Origin of the sequence: Butyrivibrio sp. INlla16, from assembly GCF_900104155.1 — a bacterium.
GTDB lineage: Bacteria > Bacillota > Clostridia > Lachnospirales > Lachnospiraceae > Butyrivibrio.
This window is the reverse complement of the sequence record NZ_FMYB01000009.1, coordinates 93,652-114,359: the sequence shown is the minus strand read 5'-3', so window position 1 is coordinate 114,359 and position 20,708 is coordinate 93,652. Positions and strand designations below refer to the sequence as shown.

The window sequence follows — 20,708 nt, the reverse complement described above, 5'->3', positions numbered from 1 at the left end:
ATATATTTATATATCTATATATTGTTATATCAAATAACACATATATCATTTTATATTTATCTTTACACATCTAATCAGCAATGTTACAATATACAATGATTAAATGTGATAAATGGGAGGGAATATGAAGACAATTTCATTTTGCAACCAAAAAGGTGGCGTTGCAAAAACAACATCTACTTATGCATTAGCATCCGGTTTGGCAAAAAAACGTTACAAAGTACTTATGATTGACTCTGATCCACAGGAAAATCTCAGCCAGGCGGCAGGAATTGATCTATATAACATACCTGCAGCTACATTATCTGACGTATTTAAGTCAGAAAAAGGGGAGCCCGGAGCAGATATAAATGACACTTTGATACCTATAAATAACAATTTAGACCTTATTATAGGAGGAATTGAATTTACTTCTGCTGATTTGGACTATTCAGGTGTTACTTCCAGAGAATTTATGCTTAAAAGAGCATTGAAAAAGCTAAATAAGGAATATGATTATTGTATTATTGATTGCAGCCCTACATTGGCCCTTATTACACAGAATGTACTTGCAATTACAGATAAGATTGTAGTTCCTATGACACCAGAGGCATTCGCAACAAATGGTGCAAATATGCTGTTTTCATGGATATCTGTCATGTCAGAGAGATTAAATAATCCTGATCTTGATGTAGCCGGAATCCTCGTAACCAATTGCAGAAATACCAATAATGCCAATATTTGGCTCGAAGGTATTGAAATGCTGGCAAAAGAGTATGAAATAAAGGTATATAACACCAAAATACACCAAAATGTCGCTGTAGAGGAGTCTCAGACACTTAATCAGTCATTATTCGAATATGCACCTAATGCACGTGCTACAAAAGATTATGAAGCATTTGTTAAAGAGTTTCTGAAAGGGGAGTCCAAATGAAAAAGAATTTGCACAATGCAATGGCAAAAAACTTCCAGAAAATGGTCAATGACCAGCCCATACAGGAGACACCTGCGAAAGCAGAAAATACAACAAAGAAAGAAACAAAAAAAGATACTGTATCTGACGTTATTGAAACACCCGTTATTGATGAAAAGCCTGTAAATAAGAAGGTCCCGGAACCAGAAGTTGAACAAGTACTTCCAGAACCTGTACAGCCTGCTGCGCAGCCTGTACCTGCACAAGAACAGCAAATATCTGTTGCTACTCCTGTAGCTGCATCATTTTCATCAAATGCTCAGACTGTAGTTCAATCCTCTGTACCAGTGCAGCCCGCACAACCTGTACAGCCAGCTCAGCCGATTCAGCCCATACAACCTGTACAACCTGTTCAACCAGTAGTTTCATATGTTCAGGAAGCGGCTCCTGTTATGCAGCCACAGATAGTATATGCAGAGCAGCCTACAGTACAGCCCACTACTGTTTATGAAAATGAAACAATAAAAGCTTCCAAAAATGTTGGACGTAAACCAATTCCTTTAATGCCTGAAGAGAAGAGTAGTGGTGTTCTACATATTAGATTGGGAGAGTTAAGATCATATGTTGATTTTATGACTCAATCCGGTAAAATATCCTATCAGCAATATATTAGTAATCTTATTGAACAGGATTATGAGAAAAATAAAGATTTGTATCTAAAATATAAATCCTTTATGGAACAATTAAATATTTAAACAACGTATGTTGTTAACAATATATATTAATTAACAACATAATTCTTTATTAATTAATAACCTCGGAATGCCAGAAGATATGGGCCTTTCGAGGTTTTTTTGTCTAGAAAAAGGGCTTAAGGTAAGTAGTTATTTGGTACATGATAATTACTTAAATGGAATAAGATGATAGAAAAATGGGTCATATAAAACAAAGAAAAAGTAAAGAATAAGTAGTAGTTAGTAGAAAATAGGGATTTTTAGAAGATTTAATTAGTAGTTTTTGGGATGATAAATAAGAAAATTGGTAAAATCAAGTAGTTTTTAGGTATATATATCATAATGTCTCCGGATCAGGCCTAAGCGGGGGAATAAACAGCAAAACGCGTCAGATTCGCAGTATTTCTATTATAGATTGCATATACTTTAATAACTTAGTAGAAAAAAGGGATATATAAATCCTTTTTTCGTAAGTTTTTGGGGAGATTTTATAGTAACTTCGATAGAAAAAGGGGACATAAATGTACAGTAAAGTAGATAAAATGAAAAAAATGCGTTTTTTAGCCTAATTTTATTGACCGGAAAAAGATTAATATCAGAGTAGTTAGTAGTAAAAGGGGATATTTAAGACCAAGTTAGTAGAAAAAAGGTATATAATTTGATTTATTTAGTAGTTTATGGGGAGATTTTATACTTAATTAGTAGTAAATGGGTACATATTTTATTTGGTACTGTATAAGTCAATTTTATAACTGACCCATATAGTCAACTGCAATTATCAATATACCGATAAAATAACATAGAATATAATAGAAGATATTAGTTAAGGGGTATATAATATTATCAAAAAGGAAGAAGTTTAATAAAATCAGGTATTTTTTGTTTACAGTGTGATATAATAGCTCTATAATAAGCTAGTATTAAAAAGGTATGAATAAAGACCTTTTGGGGTGAAGGAGGTTGTTTTGGGGCGCAAATCAAAACAGCAGATGGAAGAAGAAACAACTGCTATTGAAAGTTTTTTATCTAATCAGCATTACAAAAAGGCAAATACGCTGATCAATTCTAAAGGAAGATCTACACTTCTTGTCCAAAAGCTCTTTGCAGTAAGTATAGCAAAGGCAGAGCTTAATCAGGATAGCAATACACTGGAAGCAAATATATACGGAACGGACTTAAAGAAGATTTTTGGCGTTAAGGGTGGCTCTTTTTATGAACATATAAAGGCTGCCATTGAGCCTGTGAAGTCAAAACCATCAATACTTGACTGGAGAATTATCTATTCCAATGATGATACCAGAGAGATTGAGGCCATAAATGTCATTACGGATGCCTCTTTCAAAAACGGAGTTCTGAATGTGCGCTATAACAGTAAGATTACTCCTTATCTGGCAAATCTTCAGAACAATTATACAGTTCTTAGTCTGGCAGAAGCTGTACAGCTTAACAGCGTATATTCATTCAGATTATACGAGATTTTGAAGGCTGAAATGGACAAACAGCGTGCTATTACAAGAAAAGAAGGGCCATATTATGTTCAGTATCATCTTACAGATTTGAAGCTTCGTCTGGGAATAATCGACTCTCAGGCAGATCCTGCAATAATCAGCGCACTTAAGAAGGGAAATCCGGATTACGATGCTATTGAGAAGCAGGCTGACAAGCTGGATGGGGCAGGTAAACTTAAGACTTTTGGTAATTTCAAAAAGTTTGCTCTTGATAAAGCACAGAAAGAATTAAATGAAACCACCAGTATCTGGTTTGATTATGAACCGGTCAAGGCCGGAAGAGGCGGAAAAGTAGTAAGTATCAGATTTAAGATCGATGTAAATCCGAGGGTTAAGAATAAAAATAACGCATGTGATGATTTAAATCAGAAGGAAACAACTATAAATCCTGCACGTGAATTGGAGCTTATGGATCAGGTACAGGATATTATAGACGAAAAGATTAAGATTTCAGAGATCAGGTCCATTTTGAAGGCATCAAATTATAACCTGGATAAGATAAAAAATGCGTATGATTTATATTTGAGACAATCCGGTAATGTGGAAAATTTTGTTGGATGGATGATAGCGGCAATTAAGAATAATTACACATCAGCAGGAGTAAAGGCAAGTCCTATCGTCGGAGAATATGTGCAAAGTACTTTTTCCTATGAGGATATGGAATCGGAACTTCTTGATAATTTCTAAAGAAAAAAGAGCTCAAACGAGCTCTTTTTTTAATACATAAAAACTATTGGATTAAATTACATCCGAATCAACCGGCTACAAGATGTGATTCCTGATAACCATTGATTAATGCTGCGATCTTGTTCTTATCACCGATTACAGATACATATAAAGGCTTCAATAAGTTAAGTGAAAGAAGACCAATGATGGATTTGCCATCAATGTAGCTGTGACCGCTACGAACATCGATCTGGCAAGATGAACTTGAATTCATCTGCACGAACTTAATTACCTGTTTTTTGTCTGTGAAACTGATTTTTACGTCTTTTGTCATAGTACAACTCGCGCTAATTTTGCGCTTCCCCCTATAGAAAATGATTAAAAAATACAGTCACAACAATAACATAAACTTACAAAAAGAACAACCACAAAATATAGTATATAAAAATTTAATAAATACAATATATCGGAAAGGTAAATGATATTATTGCGTCAAAATGTGTAGAAATTGCGAAAATTTGCGAAAAAAAGGCTGAATTCCATAAAAAAACTATAAAAACACAGATTATTCATAATTCGTGTGGTATATTGAATTTGGAAATAAAGAAAAATACAGAAAGGAATGGGCGATGTACATGAAAAAAGTGCTTTTTTACGGTGATTCGAACACATACGGATTTGATCCCAGAGGAATGATGGGCGGAAGACTTCCCGCATCAGAGAGATGGACAGATATATTGGCTTCAAAGGTGTATGAAGATTGGCGAGTTTTTGCTGATGGAATGAATGGCAGAGTAATACCGGATAATCCCTATTCCCTTTTATCTCTAGACAAGACAGTTTTGGAGAATAGTCCGCTTGATCTGTTTGCAGTTATGCTAGGAACAAATGATCTTATAAGCATGTCTCTTCCTGATGCTGAGACGGTTGCGACAAAAATGAGAGATTTTATCGAAAGACAGCTGGAAAGAACAGAGTTTATTGACAATAAGACGGGATTTCTCCTCATTGCTCCTCCAAGAATACTTCCTCATATGGATGAAAATCTGGAAGAGGCAGAGGCACAGAGAAAGAGATTTTCAGCTGAACTGGATATAATTGCGCAGGAAGTCGGAATATTCTTTGCAGATGCAAGTGAATGGGATCTTGAGATGTCTTTTGACGGTGTGCATATGAATGCGGACGGACACAGGGTATTTGCAGATAAAATGGCAGATATTCTTCAAAACATCGATCTTACCCAGGAAAGACATGAAGTTGATGATTATGTGTGCGCTCATCTCGCATGATAACCAATTGCCTATAAATTATAACATTATTTAATATAACTAAAATCCACGAAGTTATCGACTTCGTGGATTTTTTGTTGCATAATATAAGAGTGCATAAAGCATTTTGGAAATGCCAATTATTGACTACTGTAGTCAAAAACTTACTTAATTATAGCACGTGATATTATAAAAATAATTAGTAGTTTTGGGGGATGATAATTTAGCATTATGAGAGTAGAGGAGAGAAGAGTATCAACAAAAAGGGGTATGGAATTAAAACTTCGAACTCCGACGGCAGAAGATGCTGAGAAAGTATTGGCTTTCAGGCGGGATGTTGCCGGTGAGACAGTATATCTGACCAGGTATCCCTACGAAATTGAAAATTCCGTGGAAAAAGAGCGTGAAATCATAGGAAATTATTTAAGGGCAGAGCATCTTGGTATGATAGCGATTTTTGATGAGGATTTAATCGTAGGCGTCACTTCCGTAAGTCCTGTTGGATTAAACTTCAAAACTCGTCACAGGGCTTCGGCAGAGCTTGTGGTGAGAAAGCAATACTGGAATTTGGGATTGGGGTCGCATCTTCTTGATCAGGCTATAGAGCTTGCTGAGAATTGCGGATATGAGAGATTGGAGCTCAGTGTTTTTGCTGATAATGCAAGAGCGCTTAGATTATATAAGAAAAAGGGATTTTTGGATTGCGGTCAGATTCCGCAGGCTTTCAAAATGATGGATGGGACCTATCATGATGAGATTTTGATGTCCAAGAATTTATGGAGACACTAGTACGATGCGAACATCTTTTGCGCCGATGGAAGGCATAACATTATATTGCTACAGAAATGCTCATCACAGAATCTTTGAGGAGGGTATAGATGTCTACTATACCCCGTTTTTATCGATTTATAAGCATCATTCGATAAAAAAGAGAGATATCCGTGAGATTTTACCTGAAAACAATTCTGAGCAGGGAATAAGGATAATACCGCAAATAATGGCAAATGATGCGGATGAGATAATTTGGGCATTGGGCGAGCTTCATTCGAGGGGATATGATGAGATAAACCTGAATATGGGTTGTCCGGTGGGAACAGTAGTAAGTAAACACAAAGGTTCAGGAATGCTGGAGGATCCGGAAAGACTGGATGTATTGTTTGCAGAAGTTTTTAACGATAAGATAACAAGGGATATTAAATTTTCGGTAAAGACCAGGCTGGGACTTGTAAATCCGCATGAATTCGAAGATATTTTACCTGTACTTAATAAGTATCCCTTTTCAAGTGTAATAATACATCCCAGGGTTAGAACTTAGATGTATAAAGGACTTCCTGACATGGAGGTTTTTTCCTGGGCTTATGAAAACAGTAAGAATCCTGTAGGATATAACGGTAATATATTTCATGCAGAGGATTATCAACGAATCATAGGACAGTTTCCGGATTTATGCGAGGTAATGCTGGGAAGAGGGTTGGTTGTAAATCCTGCACTTGCAAGACAGATAAGCGGAGGATCAGGAATAACACTTCTTGAATTAAAGGATTTTATCCGAGAACTTGAAAACTGTTACAAGGTAGAAATTCCTGCAGAAGAATCAATAATGCATAAAATGAAAGAAATATGGTTTTATGTTGGAAATCTTATGATACAGGAAAATGGACAAGCGGCTGAGCCCTATATACACAAGATAAGAACTGCAAAAAATATTGCGGAATACAGGAATGCCGAGAGGGCAGTATTCAAAAATTGCATAATAAAAGAGACATGACAACAATACATCATGATGTCATGCTGTATAAAAGGAGTATTTATTGCGGAATATCCTTCATGAGCATTTCATGTATGGCTTTTGCCAGGATTTCATCCGGTGCAGCTTTAAGCTTTTTGGCTTTTTCAGCTTCCTCAGGATGTGTTGGTATATCCGCTAATTCTTCTTTTTCCTTATTTTCTGCGCCCATATCGCCTCCTGATATAGAGTGTTTATATACTAATCATATCACTAAAATGGAACCAGAGGCACAAAAAAATGCGGTTTTTATTTTGAAAAATAGCGAAAAAGCGTATAAAAGCGTTGATTTAGATGATAGGTAGTGGTAGAATTTCTTTAGTTTCAAAATACAACCTACAAAGGGGGATAAAAAATGAATAAGACAGAACTTGTAGAAGCTATTGCTAAGGAAACAGGTCTTTCCAAGAAGGATTCTGAGAAGGCTGTTAAGGCTTTCATTGATGTTGTTTCTAAGACACTTAAGAAGAAGGATAAGGTTCAGCTCGTTGGTTTTGGTACATTTGAGACCACAAAGAGAGCAGCTAGAACAGGTAAGAACCCTCAGACAGGTGCTTCCATTAAGATTCCTGCTTCAATCGCTCCTAAGTTCAAGGCTGGTAAGGCCCTTAAGGATCTTGTTAACAAGAAATAATTCAGATCATGAGCTTAGACCCGGGGTGTCATTGGCACTCCGGGTTTTTCAATTTTTACGAGGAATGATTTATGAAAATATTTAAATCTTTTGTAGTTACATTGGCAATTGTATTGGCTATCGGAGGAATATATCTTTACAGTAAAGATACAATTTTTAATACAAATACCGAGGAGACCGCGGAAACTTCCGAAGAGACGAATGCGGAAGGTGCGAAAAAGCCTGAGGAAAAAGGGATAACAGGTGCTATAGAAAGTGCCAAAAAGGAAGTAGTAAAAGGGGTTGCAAAGACTGTTGTAAACAAGGCTATCGAGGAATACGCAGAAAAGTCCGATTCGGAAGTTAAGGAAAAGTTGGAATCAATTACCGAAGAGGATAAGGATAAGGTTTCTGAGATTATTTCCGAGAATATCTCTCTTGAATCGATGGGAGATGTGGAATCCTATATATCAAATAAGGATGTAGATGGTCTTATGGACTATGCACAGGACAAGCTTACAGCTGAAGATTATTCTGAATTGACCGGAATTCTTGAAAAGTATTCCGATGGTGTTATGGATCAGATTGACGGAGCTACAAATTAAAATATGAAAAATACAGAGGTGACTGCGGCGGATGCCATAAAGGTAAAGCTTCCGCTGAAAGAATGTCTGATTGGTGAGGCACTTTTTTACAAAAAAGTAGCGATGGTTGTCTTGCCGATGATTATACAAAACACCTTGTCCAACGTTGTGGGACTTTTAGATAACATTATGGTTGGGCAGGTTGGAACACTTGCGATGTCAGCGGTTGCAATTGTTAATCAGCTGATGTTTGTATTCATGTTGTGCGTCTGGGGTGCTCTTGCGGGAGCAGGTATTTTCGGAACACAGTTTTTTGGAAAAAGAGATTATGAAGGAGTAAGAATCACCATGCGTTTTAAAATGATAGTAGCGCTGGTGATTTCTGTTTCTGCGATTATTTTGTTCAAAATAGCAGGAACAAGCCTCATTGAGTTATATATAGCAAAAGAGACATCTGCCGAAGAGGCTGCGGAAACAATGAGACTTGCAAAAAATTATCTTAATATTTTGCTTGTAAGTCTTGTTCCGTTTGGTATTACGCAGGTCTATGCAGGAACCATACGTGAATCGGGGAAGACCACACTTCCGATGGTTGCCAGCATGACTGCTATGATTATTAATTTCATATTTAACTACATACTGATATTCGGTCATTTCGGCTTTCCAAAGCTCGGGGTTTCCGGAGCGGCAATAGCAACTGTTATTTCAAGGTTTGTTGAATCAAGTATAGTAGTATTCAGAGGTCATCTTAAGCAGACAGAGTACGAGTTTTTAAAGGGCTTATATAAGAATTTTCATGTACCTGTGCACTTGATATGGCCGATATTGTCAAAGAGCCTTCCGCTTTTGGTAAATGAATGCCTGTGGAGTCTTGGACAGGCAGTTTTACTGCAGAGTTATTCCATGAGAGGAATAGAGGTAATTGCCGCGATGAATATTGCCAATACAATAGCACAGATATTTAATGAGGTATTTTTATCTCTTGGTAATTCAACATCCATTGTGGTAGGACAGGAGCTTGGAGCGGAGCATTATGTGAAGGCGAGGATTTATGCATGGAGAATGGCGGCCCTTAGCATAACAAGCTGCATAGTTATGGGCAGTTTATTGTTTTTGGTATCACCCGTTATTCCTCAAATTTACAACACTGAGCCCGAGATCAGGAATCTTGCAACGGAATTTATTAGGATTGTTGCGTGTGTAATGCCTGTAAATGCTTTCGCAAATGTGTCATACTTTACATTAAGATCAGGAGGAAAAACTCTTATTACGTTTTTGTTCGATAGCTGCTTTACATGGGCGGTAAGTGTTCCGGTTGCCAGAGTTCTTGCAGGATATACCGTGATGGCTGTGACCACGGTTTACTTCTGCGTTTGCGCATTGGAACTGATTAAGAGTACAATAGGATTTATACTTGTGAAAAAAGGTGTTTGGGTTAAAAATATCGTCAAAAATGCATGATGTATTTTAAGGAGGATGATATGGATATTGAAAAACCCGCATGGATTCTCAAGGAAAAAATATTCTCCGAGGACCATATGTTTACGCGCATGCTCGGTTACGCTATCGAGGAAAATCTCTCGGAGACCTATCAGGCTCTCTATTATGCCAGAGATAAACATGCCGGGCAGACACGAAAGAAAAGTCCTTATACGCAGGAGCATATTCCGTACATAATCCATCCTTTAATGATGGCCTGTCATGCGCACGCGATGGGAATAAAGGATGATCGGCTCCTTGCGACGATTCTTTTACATGATGTCTGCGAGGATTGTGGTGTGGCACCGGAGGAACTTCCTTTTTCAGACACTGTAAAGGAAGCAGTCAAGCTATTGACCAAACCGGTCAATTACGGCGGGACTGCTGATGAAAAGAAGAAATACTATGATGGAATAGCGACAAACGCCATGGCATCGATAGTTAAGGGGCTAGACAGGTGTAATAATGTCAGTGTTATGGCGATGGCTTTTTCCACCGAAAAAATGATCGATTATGTGGAAGAAACACAGGAATATCTATATCCGATATTGGAAAAACTGAAATATGACAATCTTGAGTATAATGACGCTGTTTTCCTTATAAAATATCAGCTTAGAAGCATGTTGGAGACAATAAAGGCGTTTATTATAAAGTCAAATTGAAACACAAATCCCCGCAGATTAGTTGCATCTGCGGGGATTTTTAGAGGATAGAAAAAAGGAAGGATTAGCGATGGTAGTTTAGCCCATGATGGCTTCTACATTGTATTCCTTAACGGAAGGATCATGAGGAATTACTGTTCCTTCAATCTCAGTTCCGTTTACGATAAGCTTCTTAATACCCTTCTGGGCACCGTTGGTCTTAACGGAGATATTATAAGTTGTTCCTCTGTATTTTCTTGTAAGCTCAAAATCACCAAAATCAGCCGGAACACAAGGATCAACGGATAATCCCTTATGTGTGGGATAAATTCCGAGGATATACTGTGAAATATTAACAAAGGTCCATGCTGCTGTACCTGTAAGCCAGCTGTTCTTACCCTGGCCGAAGAACTTAGCATCCTTACCGGCTACCATCTGGGAGTATACATAGGGCTCTGTGCAGTGAACATCACTGATTTCCTCTACGTAAGCAGGGCAGGTTTTCTTATAAATCTCGAATGCTCTGTCACCATGGCCAAGAACGGTTTCAGCGATTGAAACCCAAGGATTGTTGTGGCAGAAGATACCTGCGTTCTCTTTGTATCCCGGAGGATATGAGCTAACTTCACCAAGTTCAAGGTGATACTCTGTATAAGCAGGCTGAAGGATCATTACACCATACTTGGTATCAAGACGCTCTTCAACGCTCTTAAGTGCCTTCTCTGCGAGGCCTTCCTTAACACCGATACCTGCAAGTACGCAGAAGCCCTGTGGCTCGATGTAGATCTGACCTTCCTTGCACTCGTGTGAACCAACCTTGTTGGAGTGAGCATCATATGCACGAACGAACCATTCGCCGTCCCAACCTGCTGTGCAAACAGCATCGTACATCTTCTTAACTTCAGCACGAGCTCTCTCTGCCTCAGCGTTGTCACCCTTAAGCTCGCATAACTGAGCGTACTCTTCACCGTATTTTACAAACATACCTGCAATGAAAACTGACTCGGCAACGGGGCCTTCGCTGGGACCAAAGGTCTGGAAGGATTCACCGGGATGTGCTGAGAAACAGTTAAGGTTCAGGCAGTCATTCCAGTCTGCACGTCCGATAAGAGGCAGATCGTGAGGACCCTTGTGGTTAACGATGTAGTCAAAGCTTCTCTTCAAGTGGTTCATAAGAGGAGTAGCAACGCTCATATCATTATCAAAAGGTACTGTCTCATCAAGGATTGACATATCACCTGTTTCTCTAATATATGCGCTGGTACCTGCAATCAGCCACAGCGGATCATCATTAAAGCCTGAACCGATGTCTGAGTTACCCTTCTTTGTAAGGGGCTGGTACTGGTGGTATGCACTACCATCCTGGAACTGAGTAGAAGCGATATCAATGATACGCTCTCTTGCTCTGTCGGGAATGAGGTGTACGAAACCAAGAAGATCCTGACAAGAATCTCTGAAGCCCATTCCACGGCCGATTCCGGACTCGTAATAGGAAGCAGAACGTGACATATTGAATGTAACCATGCACTGATACTGGTTCCAGATATTAACCATGCGGTCAACTTTTTCATTACCGGATTTGATGTGGTAGATGGAAAGAAGGTTGTCCCAATATGTATTAAGCTCAGCAAGAGCCTTCTCTACATCAGCATCTGACTGATATTTTGCAAGGAGATCATTTGCACGCTTCTTATTAATGATTCCGTGAGACTCCCATTTCTCCTCCTCAGGATTCTCAACATATCCAAGGATGAAGTTGAAGGTCTTGGTCTCGCCGGGAGCGAGTGTGATGTCAATCTGGTGTGCTGCGATCGGAGACCATCCGCTTGCAACGGAGTTTGTGAGCTTTCCTGCGAAAACAGCGTCCGGATGATCGGGGCCGTTGTAAGCGCCAAGGAATGCATCACGACTGGTATCGATGGCATCAACCTTAGTATTTACGGAATATACTGCATAGTGATTGCGTCTCTCACGATATTCTGTTTTATGGAAAATTGTGGAATCAACAATCTCTACTTCGCCGGTACTTAAGTTACGCTGGAAGTTCTTCATATCATCATCAGCGTTCCAGAGGCACCACTCAACATATGAGAAAAGCTGAATCTTCTTCTCGGAAGAGCTGTTGTTTGTAAGCTCAACGTGAGAAACCTCACAGGTATCACTCATAGGAACAAATGTAAGGACAGAAGCCTTAACACTGTTCTTCTCAGATGTGAACTTACTGTAACCGATACCGTGACGGCACTCGTAAGAATCAAGCTCAGTCTTTACAGGCTGCCAGCCGGGATTCCAAACAGTTTCGCCATCCTTAATATAGAAATATTTACCGTTATTATCATAGGGAACGTTATTGTAACGATATCTTGTAAGACGAAGGAGCTTAGCGTCCTTATAAAAAGTATAACCACCGCAGGTGTTAGATATAAGAGTAAAGAAATCCTTATTGCCAAGGTAGTTGATCCAGGGCAAAGGAGTTTTGGGTGTAGTGATTACGTATTCGCGGTTTTTGTCATCGAAAAATCCGTATTTCATCGAAAATCCTCCTAAAAAATCTTAAACGATTAAGCGTTATTTGCTATTGTTGATTATATAGGGGTTTCTCACAGATTTCAAGAAAAAAAGGAAATGCGTAAAATGCGCGTTTTCGCAAAGGTTTTCGTTAAAAATGGTCTTTTTTAGCGATTTTATGATCATTATTGGAAATATTAATAAATTCTTAATATTTATTTTTGTAAATTTGTCACAAAAAGATACAATGTGCACAACAAAATATAAATTTGATATTGATTTAATGGAAAATGTGTTGTATATTCAACTTACGAAAACGATTTAGAAATTTTAAGGGGGATAGATGGCAGCACGTAAGAGAGTTTCATTAAAAGATATAGCAGCTGCGTGCAAGGTATCTGTCGCAACAGTTTCAAAAGCGTTAAATGATCAGGCAGACATCGGACAGGAGACAAAAGATTATGTTCGCAGGACTGCCGAGTCAATGGGGTATTTTCCTAATTTTGCTGCAAAAGCACTAAAAACAAACAGAACCTATAATATAGGACTTTTGTTTATGGATGATTCCCAGAGCGGGTTAACTCATAACTATTTTGCCAGAGTTATTGAGAGCTTTAAGAAAAAGATAGAAGAAAGGGGATATGACCTTACTTTTATAAGTAATAACAGAAGCTCACAGGGATATATGTCCTATATGGCACATGCAAGATACAGAAATTTTGACGGAGTGGCTATAGCCTGTGTGGATTTCTACAATCCAGAGGTTGAAGAGCTTGTAAGAGGAAACATACCGGTTGTTACGATTGACCATGTTTTCAACGACAGATCAGCCATTGTATCCGATAACGTTATGGGCATGAAGGATCTTCTCACATATATATATGAGATGGGTCACAGGAAAATAGCTTACATACACGGTACAGATTCAGCGGTTACACAGAGCCGACTTAAAAGCTTCTATAAAACGGCGATGGATCTGGGGTTGGAGATTCCGGATGAGTACATCCTGGAAGTTGAGTATCGTGATACCGTAGGCGCGCAGAGAGCGACGGAGAAGCTTTTGGAATTGCCGGACAGGCCGACATGCATATTGTATCCGGATGATTTTTCATCCTTTGGAGGCATAAATGCAATAAAACTCAAGGGTTTAAAAATACCGGATGATATTTCAATAGCAGGATATGACGGAATCGATATTGCGATGAAGTACAATCCGCAGCTCACAACAATTGTTCAGGATACGGATTTATTAGGAAGAAAAGCAGCCGAAAAGCTCATTGATTCCATCGAGAATCCAAGAACCACACTCAGTGAACAGGTAATTGTTCCGGGGCACCTGAACGAAGGAGAGACAGTAAAGCGTCTCGTTCAATAAAGATTTAGAACGGCAAAAGCTGTTTTAAATAAATAACATTCATTTCATTACTTTTATGAAAAGGGAGGTAAAATTTCATGAAAAGAAAGTTACTTGGTGTATTGCTTTCTACAACAATGGTTGCAGGAATGATTGCTGGTTGCGGTGGCAACAGTTCAGCACCTGCTACAAGTGAGCCCGCAGCTGAGGAGTCTACAGCAGCTGAAGAGCCCGCAGCTGAGGAGCCTGCTGAGGAGCCTGCAGCTGAGGAGACAGCTGAAGAGCCCGCAGCTGAGGAAGCAGCTGAAGAGACAACTGAAGAAGTTGCAGCAGATGAGGGTAAGGTACTCAACATCTATGCTTGGAACGAAGAGTTCAAGTCAAGACTTACAGATCACTATAAGGGATATGAAGAGGTTGACGCTACACACGGTAAGATCGGTGATGTAGATGTAGTTTGGAACATCACTCCCAGTGATGACAACGCTTATCAGAACAACCTTGATGAGACACTTCTTAAGCAGGCTGATGCAGCTGCTGATGACAAGATTGATATTTTCCTTGTTGAGGCTGACTACGCTCTTAAGTATGTTGATACTGATTTCACAATGCCCATGGCAGATCTTGGTATCACAGATGCAGATCTTGCAGATCAGTACACATATACACAGTCAATCGTAACAGACAGCAACGGTAAGCTTAAGGGATCTTCATGGCAGGCATGCTCTGCTGGTCTTATCTACAATCGTGAGGCAGCTAAGGAAGTTCTTGGAACAGATGATCCTGATGAAGTTCAGGCAGCTGTAGCTGATTGGGATAAGTATGTAGAGACAGCTAAGAAGGCTGAGGAAGCTGGCTACACAATGTGTTCTGTAAACGACACATATCGTACATATTCAAACAATGTATCCGGTAAGTGGGTACAGGATGGCAAGCTTGTAATTGATGATAACCTTATGAACTGGGTAAATGATTCTAAGGAACTTGTTGATGCTAAGGCTGAGAACACATACGACCTTTGGGGCGATGACTGGGCAAAGGGTAAGACTCCTGATGGAAAGATCTTCTGCTACTTCGGACCCGCTTGGTTCTTCAACTTCTGCCTTGACGCTGACGCTGATGGCACAATCGCTAACCAGGGTGGTTGGGGATACTGTGTAGGACCTCAGTCTTATTTCTGGGGCGGCACATGGATCTGTGCAGCAACCGGTACAGACAATGCTGGTCTTGTAAAGGACATCATCCTTACAATGACAACAGATAAGGACGTTCTTAAAGAGATCGCACAGAAGGATGCTGACTGTGTAAACAGCAAGACAGTTCTTGCAGAGCTTGCTTCTGATGATTCAGGTAACCTTGATCTCCTTGGCGGCCAGAACCCTTATGCTCAGCTTGCAGAAGGTGCTGAGAAGGTTGACCTTTCTAACCTTTCCGCATACGATCAGGGATGTAACGAAGAGTTCCAGAACGCAGCTAAGAACTACTTCGAAGGCAATGCAACTCTTGACGAGGCTCTTGATATGTTCAAAAAGGCTGTAGTTGAGAAGTATCCTGAGGTTACAGCAGACTGATATAAATAATAAAGGCAAAAAGCCTGTGAATTAGATTATGAGGGGATTAGCAGGGCGCATGGAGTTTTCCAATGCGCCCTGTATAATGAATATCTTTAATCTGACATTTACGAAACGCCCCAATAGATGATTTGGGAAGAGATAGAAAAGGGGAATGCTTATGAATAAAAAGAGTAAAGTCGTAAGCTACAATAAATGGGGATACATTTTCCTTATACCTTTTATTGTTGTTTACCTTGTTTTCCAGATGGTACCGCTTGTAACTACCGTCTACAATTCTTTCTTTGAGAATTACCGTTCAGGTCTTACACAGATTGGACCCAACTTTGTGGGACTTAAGAATTATGTAACTATTATTACAAACGGCGATCTGCCGACTTACCTTACAAACACTTTGATAATGTGGGTTATGGGCTTTGTGCCTCAGATTCTTTTGTCGCTTCTTCTTGGTGCATGGTTCACGGATCCGTCACTTAGACTTAAAGGACAGGCATTTTTCAAAACAGTTATTTACATGCCCAACCTGATCATGGCATCCGCATTTTCAATGCTGTTCTTTACATTATTTGCTAATACAGGACCGATCAACTCACTTCTTTTACAGCTTGGAGTGATCAAAGAGGCATATCAGTTCATGTCTCATGTATGGTCTGTTCGCTCACTTATTGCATTCATGAACTGCGTTATGTGGTTTGGAAATACGACAATTCTTCTGATGGCCGGAATGATGGGTATCGACCCTTCACTCTTTGAGGCAGCTCAGGTTGACGGAGCTACAGCTACTCAGATTTTCTATAAAATAACATTACCGCTGCTTAGACCTATCCTTGTTTTCGTTATGATCACATCACTCATCGGCGGACTGCAGATGTTCGATGTTCCTCAGATTTTGACAAACGGAACAGGTGATCCGATGCGTTCATCAATGACTCTGATCATGTATCTGAATAAGCATCTGTTCAGTAAGAACTATGGACTTGGTGGTGCGCTTTCAGTATTTATGTTCATCATTACCGGAATTCTCAGCCTTATTGTATTTAAGTTCACAGCTTCCGGTGAGACAAAGAAGAAACACTAAAATAGAGCATTTGCTTTATTATCATTGATTTAGAGAGGAAAAGAATATGGCAGCTGATTCAAGTATGGCTTTAGAAAATAGAAGCCTTATGGCGGGACAGAAAGAGAATGGTGCTTCTGTTCAGGTCAGAAGAGTAATTTCATATGTTGTGCTGATCCTGGTATCTTTCCTGTGCTTATTCTGGTTCTATGTGCTTTTCATCAACTCAACCAGATCACATCAGGAACTTAGTGCAGGCTTTACAGCAATTCCCAGCACACATCTTATTGAAAACTGGACAAACCTTAAAAATGGTACATTGCCGATTTTTAACGGTATTTTCAACTCGCTTTTAATAGCGGTTGTTACTGCAGTATTATCAACATATTTTTCAACGATGACAGCTTATGCTATTCACGCATATGACTTCAAATTGAAGAATTTTATGTTTACTTTCATACTTATGGTTATGATGATTCCCGCACAGGTAACTGCGCTTGGTTTCTTACAGTTGATCGGAAAAATGGGACTTGATGATTCATTTATTCCGCTGACAATTCCTGCAATTGCTGCTCCTTCAGTATTTTTCTACATGAAGCAGTATATGGATTCAACTCTTCCGCTCTCACTTATTGAGGCTGCAAGAATTGATGGATCAGGTGAGTTCAGAACCTTCAACAGTATTGTATTACCTCTTATGAAGCCCGCTATTGCGGTTCAGGCGATCTTTACCTTTGTAAGTAGCTGGAATAACTACTTCACACCTGCACTTGTGCTTCATACAGATACCAAGAAGACACTTCCTATTCTTATTGCACAGCTTCGTGCAGCAGACTGGCTGAAGTTCGATATGGGACAGGTTTATGTAATGATTGCATTCTCAATCTTCCCTGTAATTGTTGTATATCTGCTCCTTTCAAGATACATCGTTGGTGGCGTCACTCTCGGTGGTGTAAAGGGTTGATATAAACTTTATACTTACTCTTTTTAAATAAGCGTTAGTAAAGGAAAACCACGGCATGTTATGTGCCGTGGTTTTCTGCATGTGCGCCTTGCGGCTCACTGTTTTATGTATTTTGTAACAATATATCAATGTAACATCTCAAAACTCTTCAAAGAACCACTGCCGCTTCCTACAAAGGTGAGGTACAGAGCGTTAACTCCGGTTATGGGAGCGAAGCTGCAGGTTCCTTCTTTCCAGATATTCTGGGAATCTACCTTGATTTCTCCGAGGACTTCTCCATCCCATTTTGTTTTCACCTGGACAACTCCGTTGAAATAGCCTCTTGTTTTGATTTTAAGGCCTGTTACAGCCTTCATATCAAAGTATTTGAAGCCCGCTGTGGAATTATTGCAAAACTGTCTTATATAGCCGATTTCGGGATCTCCGTCGCCGCCATCCTGAACAACCCTGGGACCTTCGCTGCCAACGTAGATGTCATGCTTTTCCGTAAACAGATTGCAGGCTATATATGCGGGATATTCTCCTACATCGGATAAAGGACCACCGTTAAGACCGCAGGATGTTATCTCTGCCTGTATTATGCTTCCGTCAGGCTTAAATTCAAGCTTTTCCGCGCATCCCTGTCTGGAATACCAGGTATTATTTGTATGTCTGTGATAGAAGATATACCATGAATCGCCGATTTGAACCATGCTTCCGTGGTTATTTGCACCTGATGCCATGGACATAGCTGCTTTTTTGTAAGAATCGATATGTAAATCACAGTTACTTACGATAACACCGCCATAGGTAAACGGTCCCGCGGGACTGTCGGAAGTAGCGTAGCAGAGTTCATGCATTACTTCTGAGGAATAGATAAAGTAATATTTTCCGTCTTTTTTCCTGATAGAAGGTGCTTCGAAGAAAGCGTGTCCCTCATATTCTGTTCCTTTGCTGTAGCAGCTTCCGGGAGCAACGATTACGGGAGCTTTTTCTACTGTAAGCATGTCCGGACCAAGTACTGTTAGCATAGCACCGTGTCTGGATTTATCACCATGTCCGCAGAAGCCGGTGAAGAGATAAGTCTTATCGCCTTCCGTAAGTACTCCGGGATCAAACTGAGGCTCGTCGCCTTCTTTATCGCCGAGTTTTGTTCCGTCCGGATAGTGAACATATCCGAGGAATTCGTACTTTCCTGCAGGAGTATCGCATACTGCAACAGAAACGATTGATATTTTATCAAGTACATAGTACAGGTAATATCTGCCATCGGGGCCCACAGTCACGTCAGGGGCATAGAGGCACATGTGGCCGTCCTTGTTGAGCGGATCAGCAGTCTTTGGATAGATAACTCCTTCGTAGTGCCAGTCGCCGAGATTGTTCACAGGAGCGGACCAGCATACATAGTCGCCCAGGCAGAAAGTCTCGCCATTATATAGGTCGTGTGAACCGTATACATAGACTCTGTCGCCGAATACATAAGGTTCTCCATCCGGAATGTATTCCCAGGAGGGAAGATAGGGGTTAACTGCCTGCTTTTTACCTGTTATTCCAAGTCTTATGCCGCCTTCCTTTTGAGGAGTGGCGCCTCTGCCATCAAATACCATCTCAGCGCGGTTTTTATCGGTGTAAGGCTCCCATGCGGGAAGATCTTCGCCGTCCCATCCTTTTCCGTTAGGATCGCCGGTTTTAATAAAGTTGGCAAACATATCGCACATTTTTCTTGCGAGTTCAAAATGTCTTCCATCAAAGGGTCTCCAGCATTTTCCAAGAGACTCAAAGAAGAACCAGAGGTCTACGGAATGGAAGGTTCCGGGGGTGTCATCGCCCGGGATATCGGGATCAAATCTGTAATAGTAGTGATTCTGATTTCTGCCGTTTTTCTCTGCATCAAGGAAGACGGTCTTAACAGACAGCTCTACGCTGCTTTCGCCATCGATCTGGAACTCGTCTGTGGTATTTCCGGAAATAACCGGTACCGGAGCATTTCTTCCCTCAAGGAACTTTACGGCAGGATCCTCCTTGCAGAATATGCCGTCCTGAATAGGAAACATGCGGGGATGAGACTGCGCAAACTCACCATATTTTTCTCTGAGAGTAAAGGCATCAATTTTTCTTGCTTCTTCAAGCGTTTTTACTCCGACAAATTCAAAGAATTCTTCACCGAGCTTCTCAGCCTTAGGCAAATCAAGGGGTTTAAAGATATCATCTGTCATTTTTGGATGATGAATCATGCCGCTGATAACAACGGCACCCTTGATTTTGTCGAAGTTATCATCGCATGCGAGCTGGTGCATGGTACTACCGCCACCTGCAGACTGGCCTGCGATAGTAATCTGATCGGGATTTCCGCCAAATGCGGCAATGTTTCTGTAAACCCACTCGAGACCTGCTTTCTGGTCGAGAAGGCCAAAGTTTCCGGGGGCATCCGGTGCTTCCTTCGTTATTTCCGGGTGAGAGAGGAAGCCAAGGTGATTTAAGCGATAATTAACGCTAACAACGACGATTCCGCGTCTTGCCAGCTTTTCGCCATCGAATTCCATCTCCGCTGTGTAGCCCCACTGAAAACCGCCGCCGAAGTACCATACTAGTACGGGGAGCTTTTCGTCTGTCTTTTTTGCAGGAGTCCATACATTTAAGTACAGGCAGTCCTCATCCATCGGAATTTCGGGATCAACGTGCCACTCTCTGCAGTAAATGTCGGTTCCAAGGCCCGGGGTATCCTGCACGGAAATGGGGCCGTATTCATAGGCGTTTAGTGTGCCTTCCCAGTCTTTGCAGGGCTGAGGTGCACGCCATCTGTTTTCGCCAACAGGCGGAGCAGCGAAGGGAATTCCCTTGTAAACGGTTATTCTGGGATCTGAGCCCGGAAGGCCTTTAACCGCTCCGTTTTCAACTTTAGTCTGTCTAAGCATTTCTTCTAATCCTCCATTTAAAGTTTCCTACTTTATACCTATTCTCTATTTTGATTGTAGCTATATTGGATTTCCGAGGTCTATGCGAATCTTGCTTTTTGTTTTCTAAAGATTGCTATGTACTACGCAATTTATGCAAAAAAATCAGCAATTAGTTTGTGGAAAGTAATGCCTGTTATCAATAAAATT

At 40.3% G+C, this 20,708-nt stretch carries 19 protein-coding genes; 15 read left to right on the top strand and 4 right to left on the bottom strand.

All coding sequences use genetic code 11. The features are described from left to right. Positions 1-124 precede the first annotated feature (124 nt). From BLR42_RS06520 to BLR42_RS06510, 3 genes are all read left to right on the top strand, one after another. Positions 125-913, top strand: a complete 789-nt coding sequence (locus BLR42_RS06520; RefSeq protein WP_022761206.1) for a ParA family protein — start codon at positions 125-127, stop codon at positions 911-913. Beyond that, positions 910-1,647: a hypothetical protein gene (locus tag BLR42_RS06515; protein WP_091867621.1), complete on the top strand. Its 738-nt coding sequence runs from the start codon at positions 910-912 to the stop codon at positions 1,645-1,647. The genes BLR42_RS06520 and BLR42_RS06515 overlap by 4 nt, the downstream gene beginning before the upstream one ends. A gap of 944 nt (positions 1,648-2,591) precedes the next feature. Continuing rightward, positions 2,592-3,821 carry a replication initiation protein gene (locus BLR42_RS06510; RefSeq protein ID WP_091823648.1) on the top strand — a complete coding sequence of 410 codons (1,230 nt, stop codon included), beginning with the start codon at positions 2,592-2,594 and terminating at the stop codon, positions 3,819-3,821. Between the two features lie 67 nt (positions 3,822-3,888). Here the strand turns inward: BLR42_RS06510 and BLR42_RS06505 are convergent, their stop codons facing one another. Continuing rightward, on the bottom strand, positions 3,889-4,134 hold the full coding sequence (locus tag BLR42_RS06505) for a PTS sugar transporter (protein WP_022761209.1): 246 nt from the start codon (positions 4,132-4,134) through the stop codon (positions 3,889-3,891). A gap of 301 nt (positions 4,135-4,435) precedes the next feature. Between BLR42_RS06505 and BLR42_RS06500 the strand changes: the two genes are divergently transcribed. The 4 genes from BLR42_RS06500 (at position 4,436) to BLR42_RS06485 (ending at position 6,836) form a co-directional block, all read left to right on the top strand. After that, positions 4,436-5,089: a GDSL-type esterase/lipase family protein gene (locus BLR42_RS06500; RefSeq protein WP_170832653.1), complete on the top strand. Its 654-nt coding sequence runs from the start codon at positions 4,436-4,438 to the stop codon at positions 5,087-5,089. A 210-nt stretch (positions 5,090-5,299) separates the two neighbouring features. Further along, on the top strand, positions 5,300-5,857 hold the full coding sequence (locus BLR42_RS06495) for a GNAT family N-acetyltransferase (protein ID WP_091867617.1): 558 nt from the start codon (positions 5,300-5,302) through the stop codon (positions 5,855-5,857). A gap of 4 nt (positions 5,858-5,861) precedes the next feature. Continuing rightward, the gene (locus BLR42_RS06490) at positions 5,862-6,383 is read left to right on the top strand and encodes a tRNA-dihydrouridine synthase family protein (RefSeq protein ID WP_091867615.1); all 522 of its coding nucleotides are present in this window, start codon (positions 5,862-5,864) and stop codon (positions 6,381-6,383) included. Positions 6,384-6,524: 141 nt separating this feature from the next. Next, the gene (locus BLR42_RS06485; protein WP_139165115.1) at positions 6,525-6,836 is read left to right on the top strand and encodes a hypothetical protein; all 312 of its coding nucleotides are present in this window, start codon (positions 6,525-6,527) and stop codon (positions 6,834-6,836) included. A gap of 40 nt (positions 6,837-6,876) precedes the next feature. On the opposite strand, the gene BLR42_RS22640 is transcribed toward BLR42_RS06485, so the two are convergent. Further along, complete coding sequence (locus BLR42_RS22640) at positions 6,877-7,026, bottom strand: hypothetical protein (protein ID WP_022761213.1); 150 nt, start codon at positions 7,024-7,026, stop codon at positions 6,877-6,879. A gap of 183 nt (positions 7,027-7,209) precedes the next feature. On the opposite strand from BLR42_RS22640, the gene BLR42_RS06480 reads away from it, so the two are divergent. From BLR42_RS06480 to BLR42_RS06465, 4 genes are all read left to right on the top strand, one after another. Continuing rightward, complete coding sequence (locus BLR42_RS06480) at positions 7,210-7,488, top strand: HU family DNA-binding protein (protein WP_022761214.1); 279 nt, start codon at positions 7,210-7,212, stop codon at positions 7,486-7,488. 71 nt (positions 7,489-7,559) lie between these two features. After that, complete coding sequence (locus BLR42_RS06475) at positions 7,560-8,072, top strand: hypothetical protein (RefSeq protein WP_091867610.1); 513 nt, start codon at positions 7,560-7,562, stop codon at positions 8,070-8,072. 3 nt (positions 8,073-8,075) lie between these two features. Next, entirely contained in the window at positions 8,076-9,512 is a 1,437-nt protein-coding gene (locus tag BLR42_RS06470) for an MATE family efflux transporter (RefSeq protein ID WP_091867609.1), read from the top strand. A 20-nt stretch (positions 9,513-9,532) separates the two neighbouring features. Beyond that, positions 9,533-10,192: a bifunctional (p)ppGpp synthetase/guanosine-3',5'-bis(diphosphate) 3'-pyrophosphohydrolase gene (locus tag BLR42_RS06465; protein ID WP_091867607.1), complete on the top strand. Its 660-nt coding sequence runs from the start codon at positions 9,533-9,535 to the stop codon at positions 10,190-10,192. A 78-nt stretch (positions 10,193-10,270) separates the two neighbouring features. Here the strand turns inward: BLR42_RS06465 and BLR42_RS06460 are convergent, their stop codons facing one another. Further along, entirely contained in the window at positions 10,271-12,703 is a 2,433-nt protein-coding gene (locus BLR42_RS06460) for a glycoside hydrolase family 94 protein (RefSeq protein ID WP_091867605.1), read from the bottom strand. 319 nt (positions 12,704-13,022) lie between these two features. Here BLR42_RS06460 and BLR42_RS06455 point away from each other — a divergent pair, with 319 nt between their 5' ends. From BLR42_RS06455 to BLR42_RS06440, 4 genes are all read left to right on the top strand, one after another. Continuing rightward, positions 13,023-14,054, top strand: coding sequence for a LacI family DNA-binding transcriptional regulator (locus BLR42_RS06455; protein ID WP_091867603.1), 1,032 nt, complete (start codon positions 13,023-13,025; stop codon positions 14,052-14,054). Positions 14,055-14,131: 77 nt separating this feature from the next. Beyond that, a complete protein-coding gene (locus BLR42_RS06450) occupies positions 14,132-15,604 on the top strand; it encodes a type 2 periplasmic-binding domain-containing protein (protein ID WP_091867601.1) in 1,473 nt (490 codons plus the stop codon). A gap of 160 nt (positions 15,605-15,764) precedes the next feature. Beyond that, complete coding sequence (locus BLR42_RS06445; RefSeq protein ID WP_091867599.1) at positions 15,765-16,682, top strand: carbohydrate ABC transporter permease; 918 nt, start codon at positions 15,765-15,767, stop codon at positions 16,680-16,682. 88 nt (positions 16,683-16,770) lie between these two features. Then, positions 16,771-17,625: a carbohydrate ABC transporter permease gene (locus BLR42_RS06440; RefSeq protein ID WP_091867652.1), complete on the top strand. Its 855-nt coding sequence runs from the start codon at positions 16,771-16,773 to the stop codon at positions 17,623-17,625. Between the two features lie 125 nt (positions 17,626-17,750). Here the strand turns inward: BLR42_RS06440 and BLR42_RS23895 are convergent, their stop codons facing one another. Next, a complete protein-coding gene (locus tag BLR42_RS23895) occupies positions 17,751-20,519 on the bottom strand; it encodes a carboxylesterase family protein (RefSeq protein ID WP_330387308.1) in 2,769 nt (922 codons plus the stop codon). Positions 20,520-20,708: the final 189 nt, after the last annotated feature.

Bases quoted from the DNA above. Each gene is read 5' to 3' on its own strand.
- BLR42_RS06520 (WP_022761206.1), top strand. From the start codon at position 125: ATGAAGACAATTTCATTTTGCAACCAAAAAGGTGGCGTTGCAAAAACA.
- BLR42_RS06515 (WP_091867621.1), top strand. From the start codon at position 910: ATGAAAAAGAATTTGCACAATGCAATGGCAAAAAACTTCCAGAAAATG.
- BLR42_RS06505 (WP_022761209.1), bottom strand. From the start codon at position 4,134: ATGACAAAAGACGTAAAAATCAGTTTCACAGACAAAAAACAGGTAATT.
- BLR42_RS06500 (WP_170832653.1), top strand. From the start codon at position 4,436: ATGAAAAAAGTGCTTTTTTACGGTGATTCGAACACATACGGATTTGAT.
- BLR42_RS06495 (WP_091867617.1), top strand. From the start codon at position 5,300: ATGAGAGTAGAGGAGAGAAGAGTATCAACAAAAAGGGGTATGGAATTA.
- BLR42_RS06490 (WP_091867615.1), top strand. From the start codon at position 5,862: ATGCGAACATCTTTTGCGCCGATGGAAGGCATAACATTATATTGCTAC.
- BLR42_RS06485 (WP_139165115.1), top strand. From the start codon at position 6,525: ATGCTGGGAAGAGGGTTGGTTGTAAATCCTGCACTTGCAAGACAGATA.
- BLR42_RS22640 (WP_022761213.1), bottom strand. From the start codon at position 7,026: ATGGGCGCAGAAAATAAGGAAAAAGAAGAATTAGCGGATATACCAACA.
- BLR42_RS06480 (WP_022761214.1), top strand. From the start codon at position 7,210: ATGAATAAGACAGAACTTGTAGAAGCTATTGCTAAGGAAACAGGTCTT.
- BLR42_RS06475 (WP_091867610.1), top strand. From the start codon at position 7,560: ATGAAAATATTTAAATCTTTTGTAGTTACATTGGCAATTGTATTGGCT.
- BLR42_RS06470 (WP_091867609.1), top strand. From the start codon at position 8,076: ATGAAAAATACAGAGGTGACTGCGGCGGATGCCATAAAGGTAAAGCTT.
- BLR42_RS06465 (WP_091867607.1), top strand. From the start codon at position 9,533: ATGGATATTGAAAAACCCGCATGGATTCTCAAGGAAAAAATATTCTCC.
- BLR42_RS06460 (WP_091867605.1), bottom strand. From the start codon at position 12,703: ATGAAATACGGATTTTTCGATGACAAAAACCGCGAATACGTAATCACT.
- BLR42_RS06455 (WP_091867603.1), top strand. From the start codon at position 13,023: ATGGCAGCACGTAAGAGAGTTTCATTAAAAGATATAGCAGCTGCGTGC.
- BLR42_RS06450 (WP_091867601.1), top strand. From the start codon at position 14,132: ATGAAAAGAAAGTTACTTGGTGTATTGCTTTCTACAACAATGGTTGCA.
- BLR42_RS06445 (WP_091867599.1), top strand. From the start codon at position 15,765: ATGAATAAAAAGAGTAAAGTCGTAAGCTACAATAAATGGGGATACATT.
- BLR42_RS06440 (WP_091867652.1), top strand. From the start codon at position 16,771: ATGGCGGGACAGAAAGAGAATGGTGCTTCTGTTCAGGTCAGAAGAGTA.
- BLR42_RS23895 (WP_330387308.1), bottom strand. From the start codon at position 20,519: ATGCTTAGACAGACTAAAGTTGAAAACGGAGCGGTTAAAGGCCTTCCG.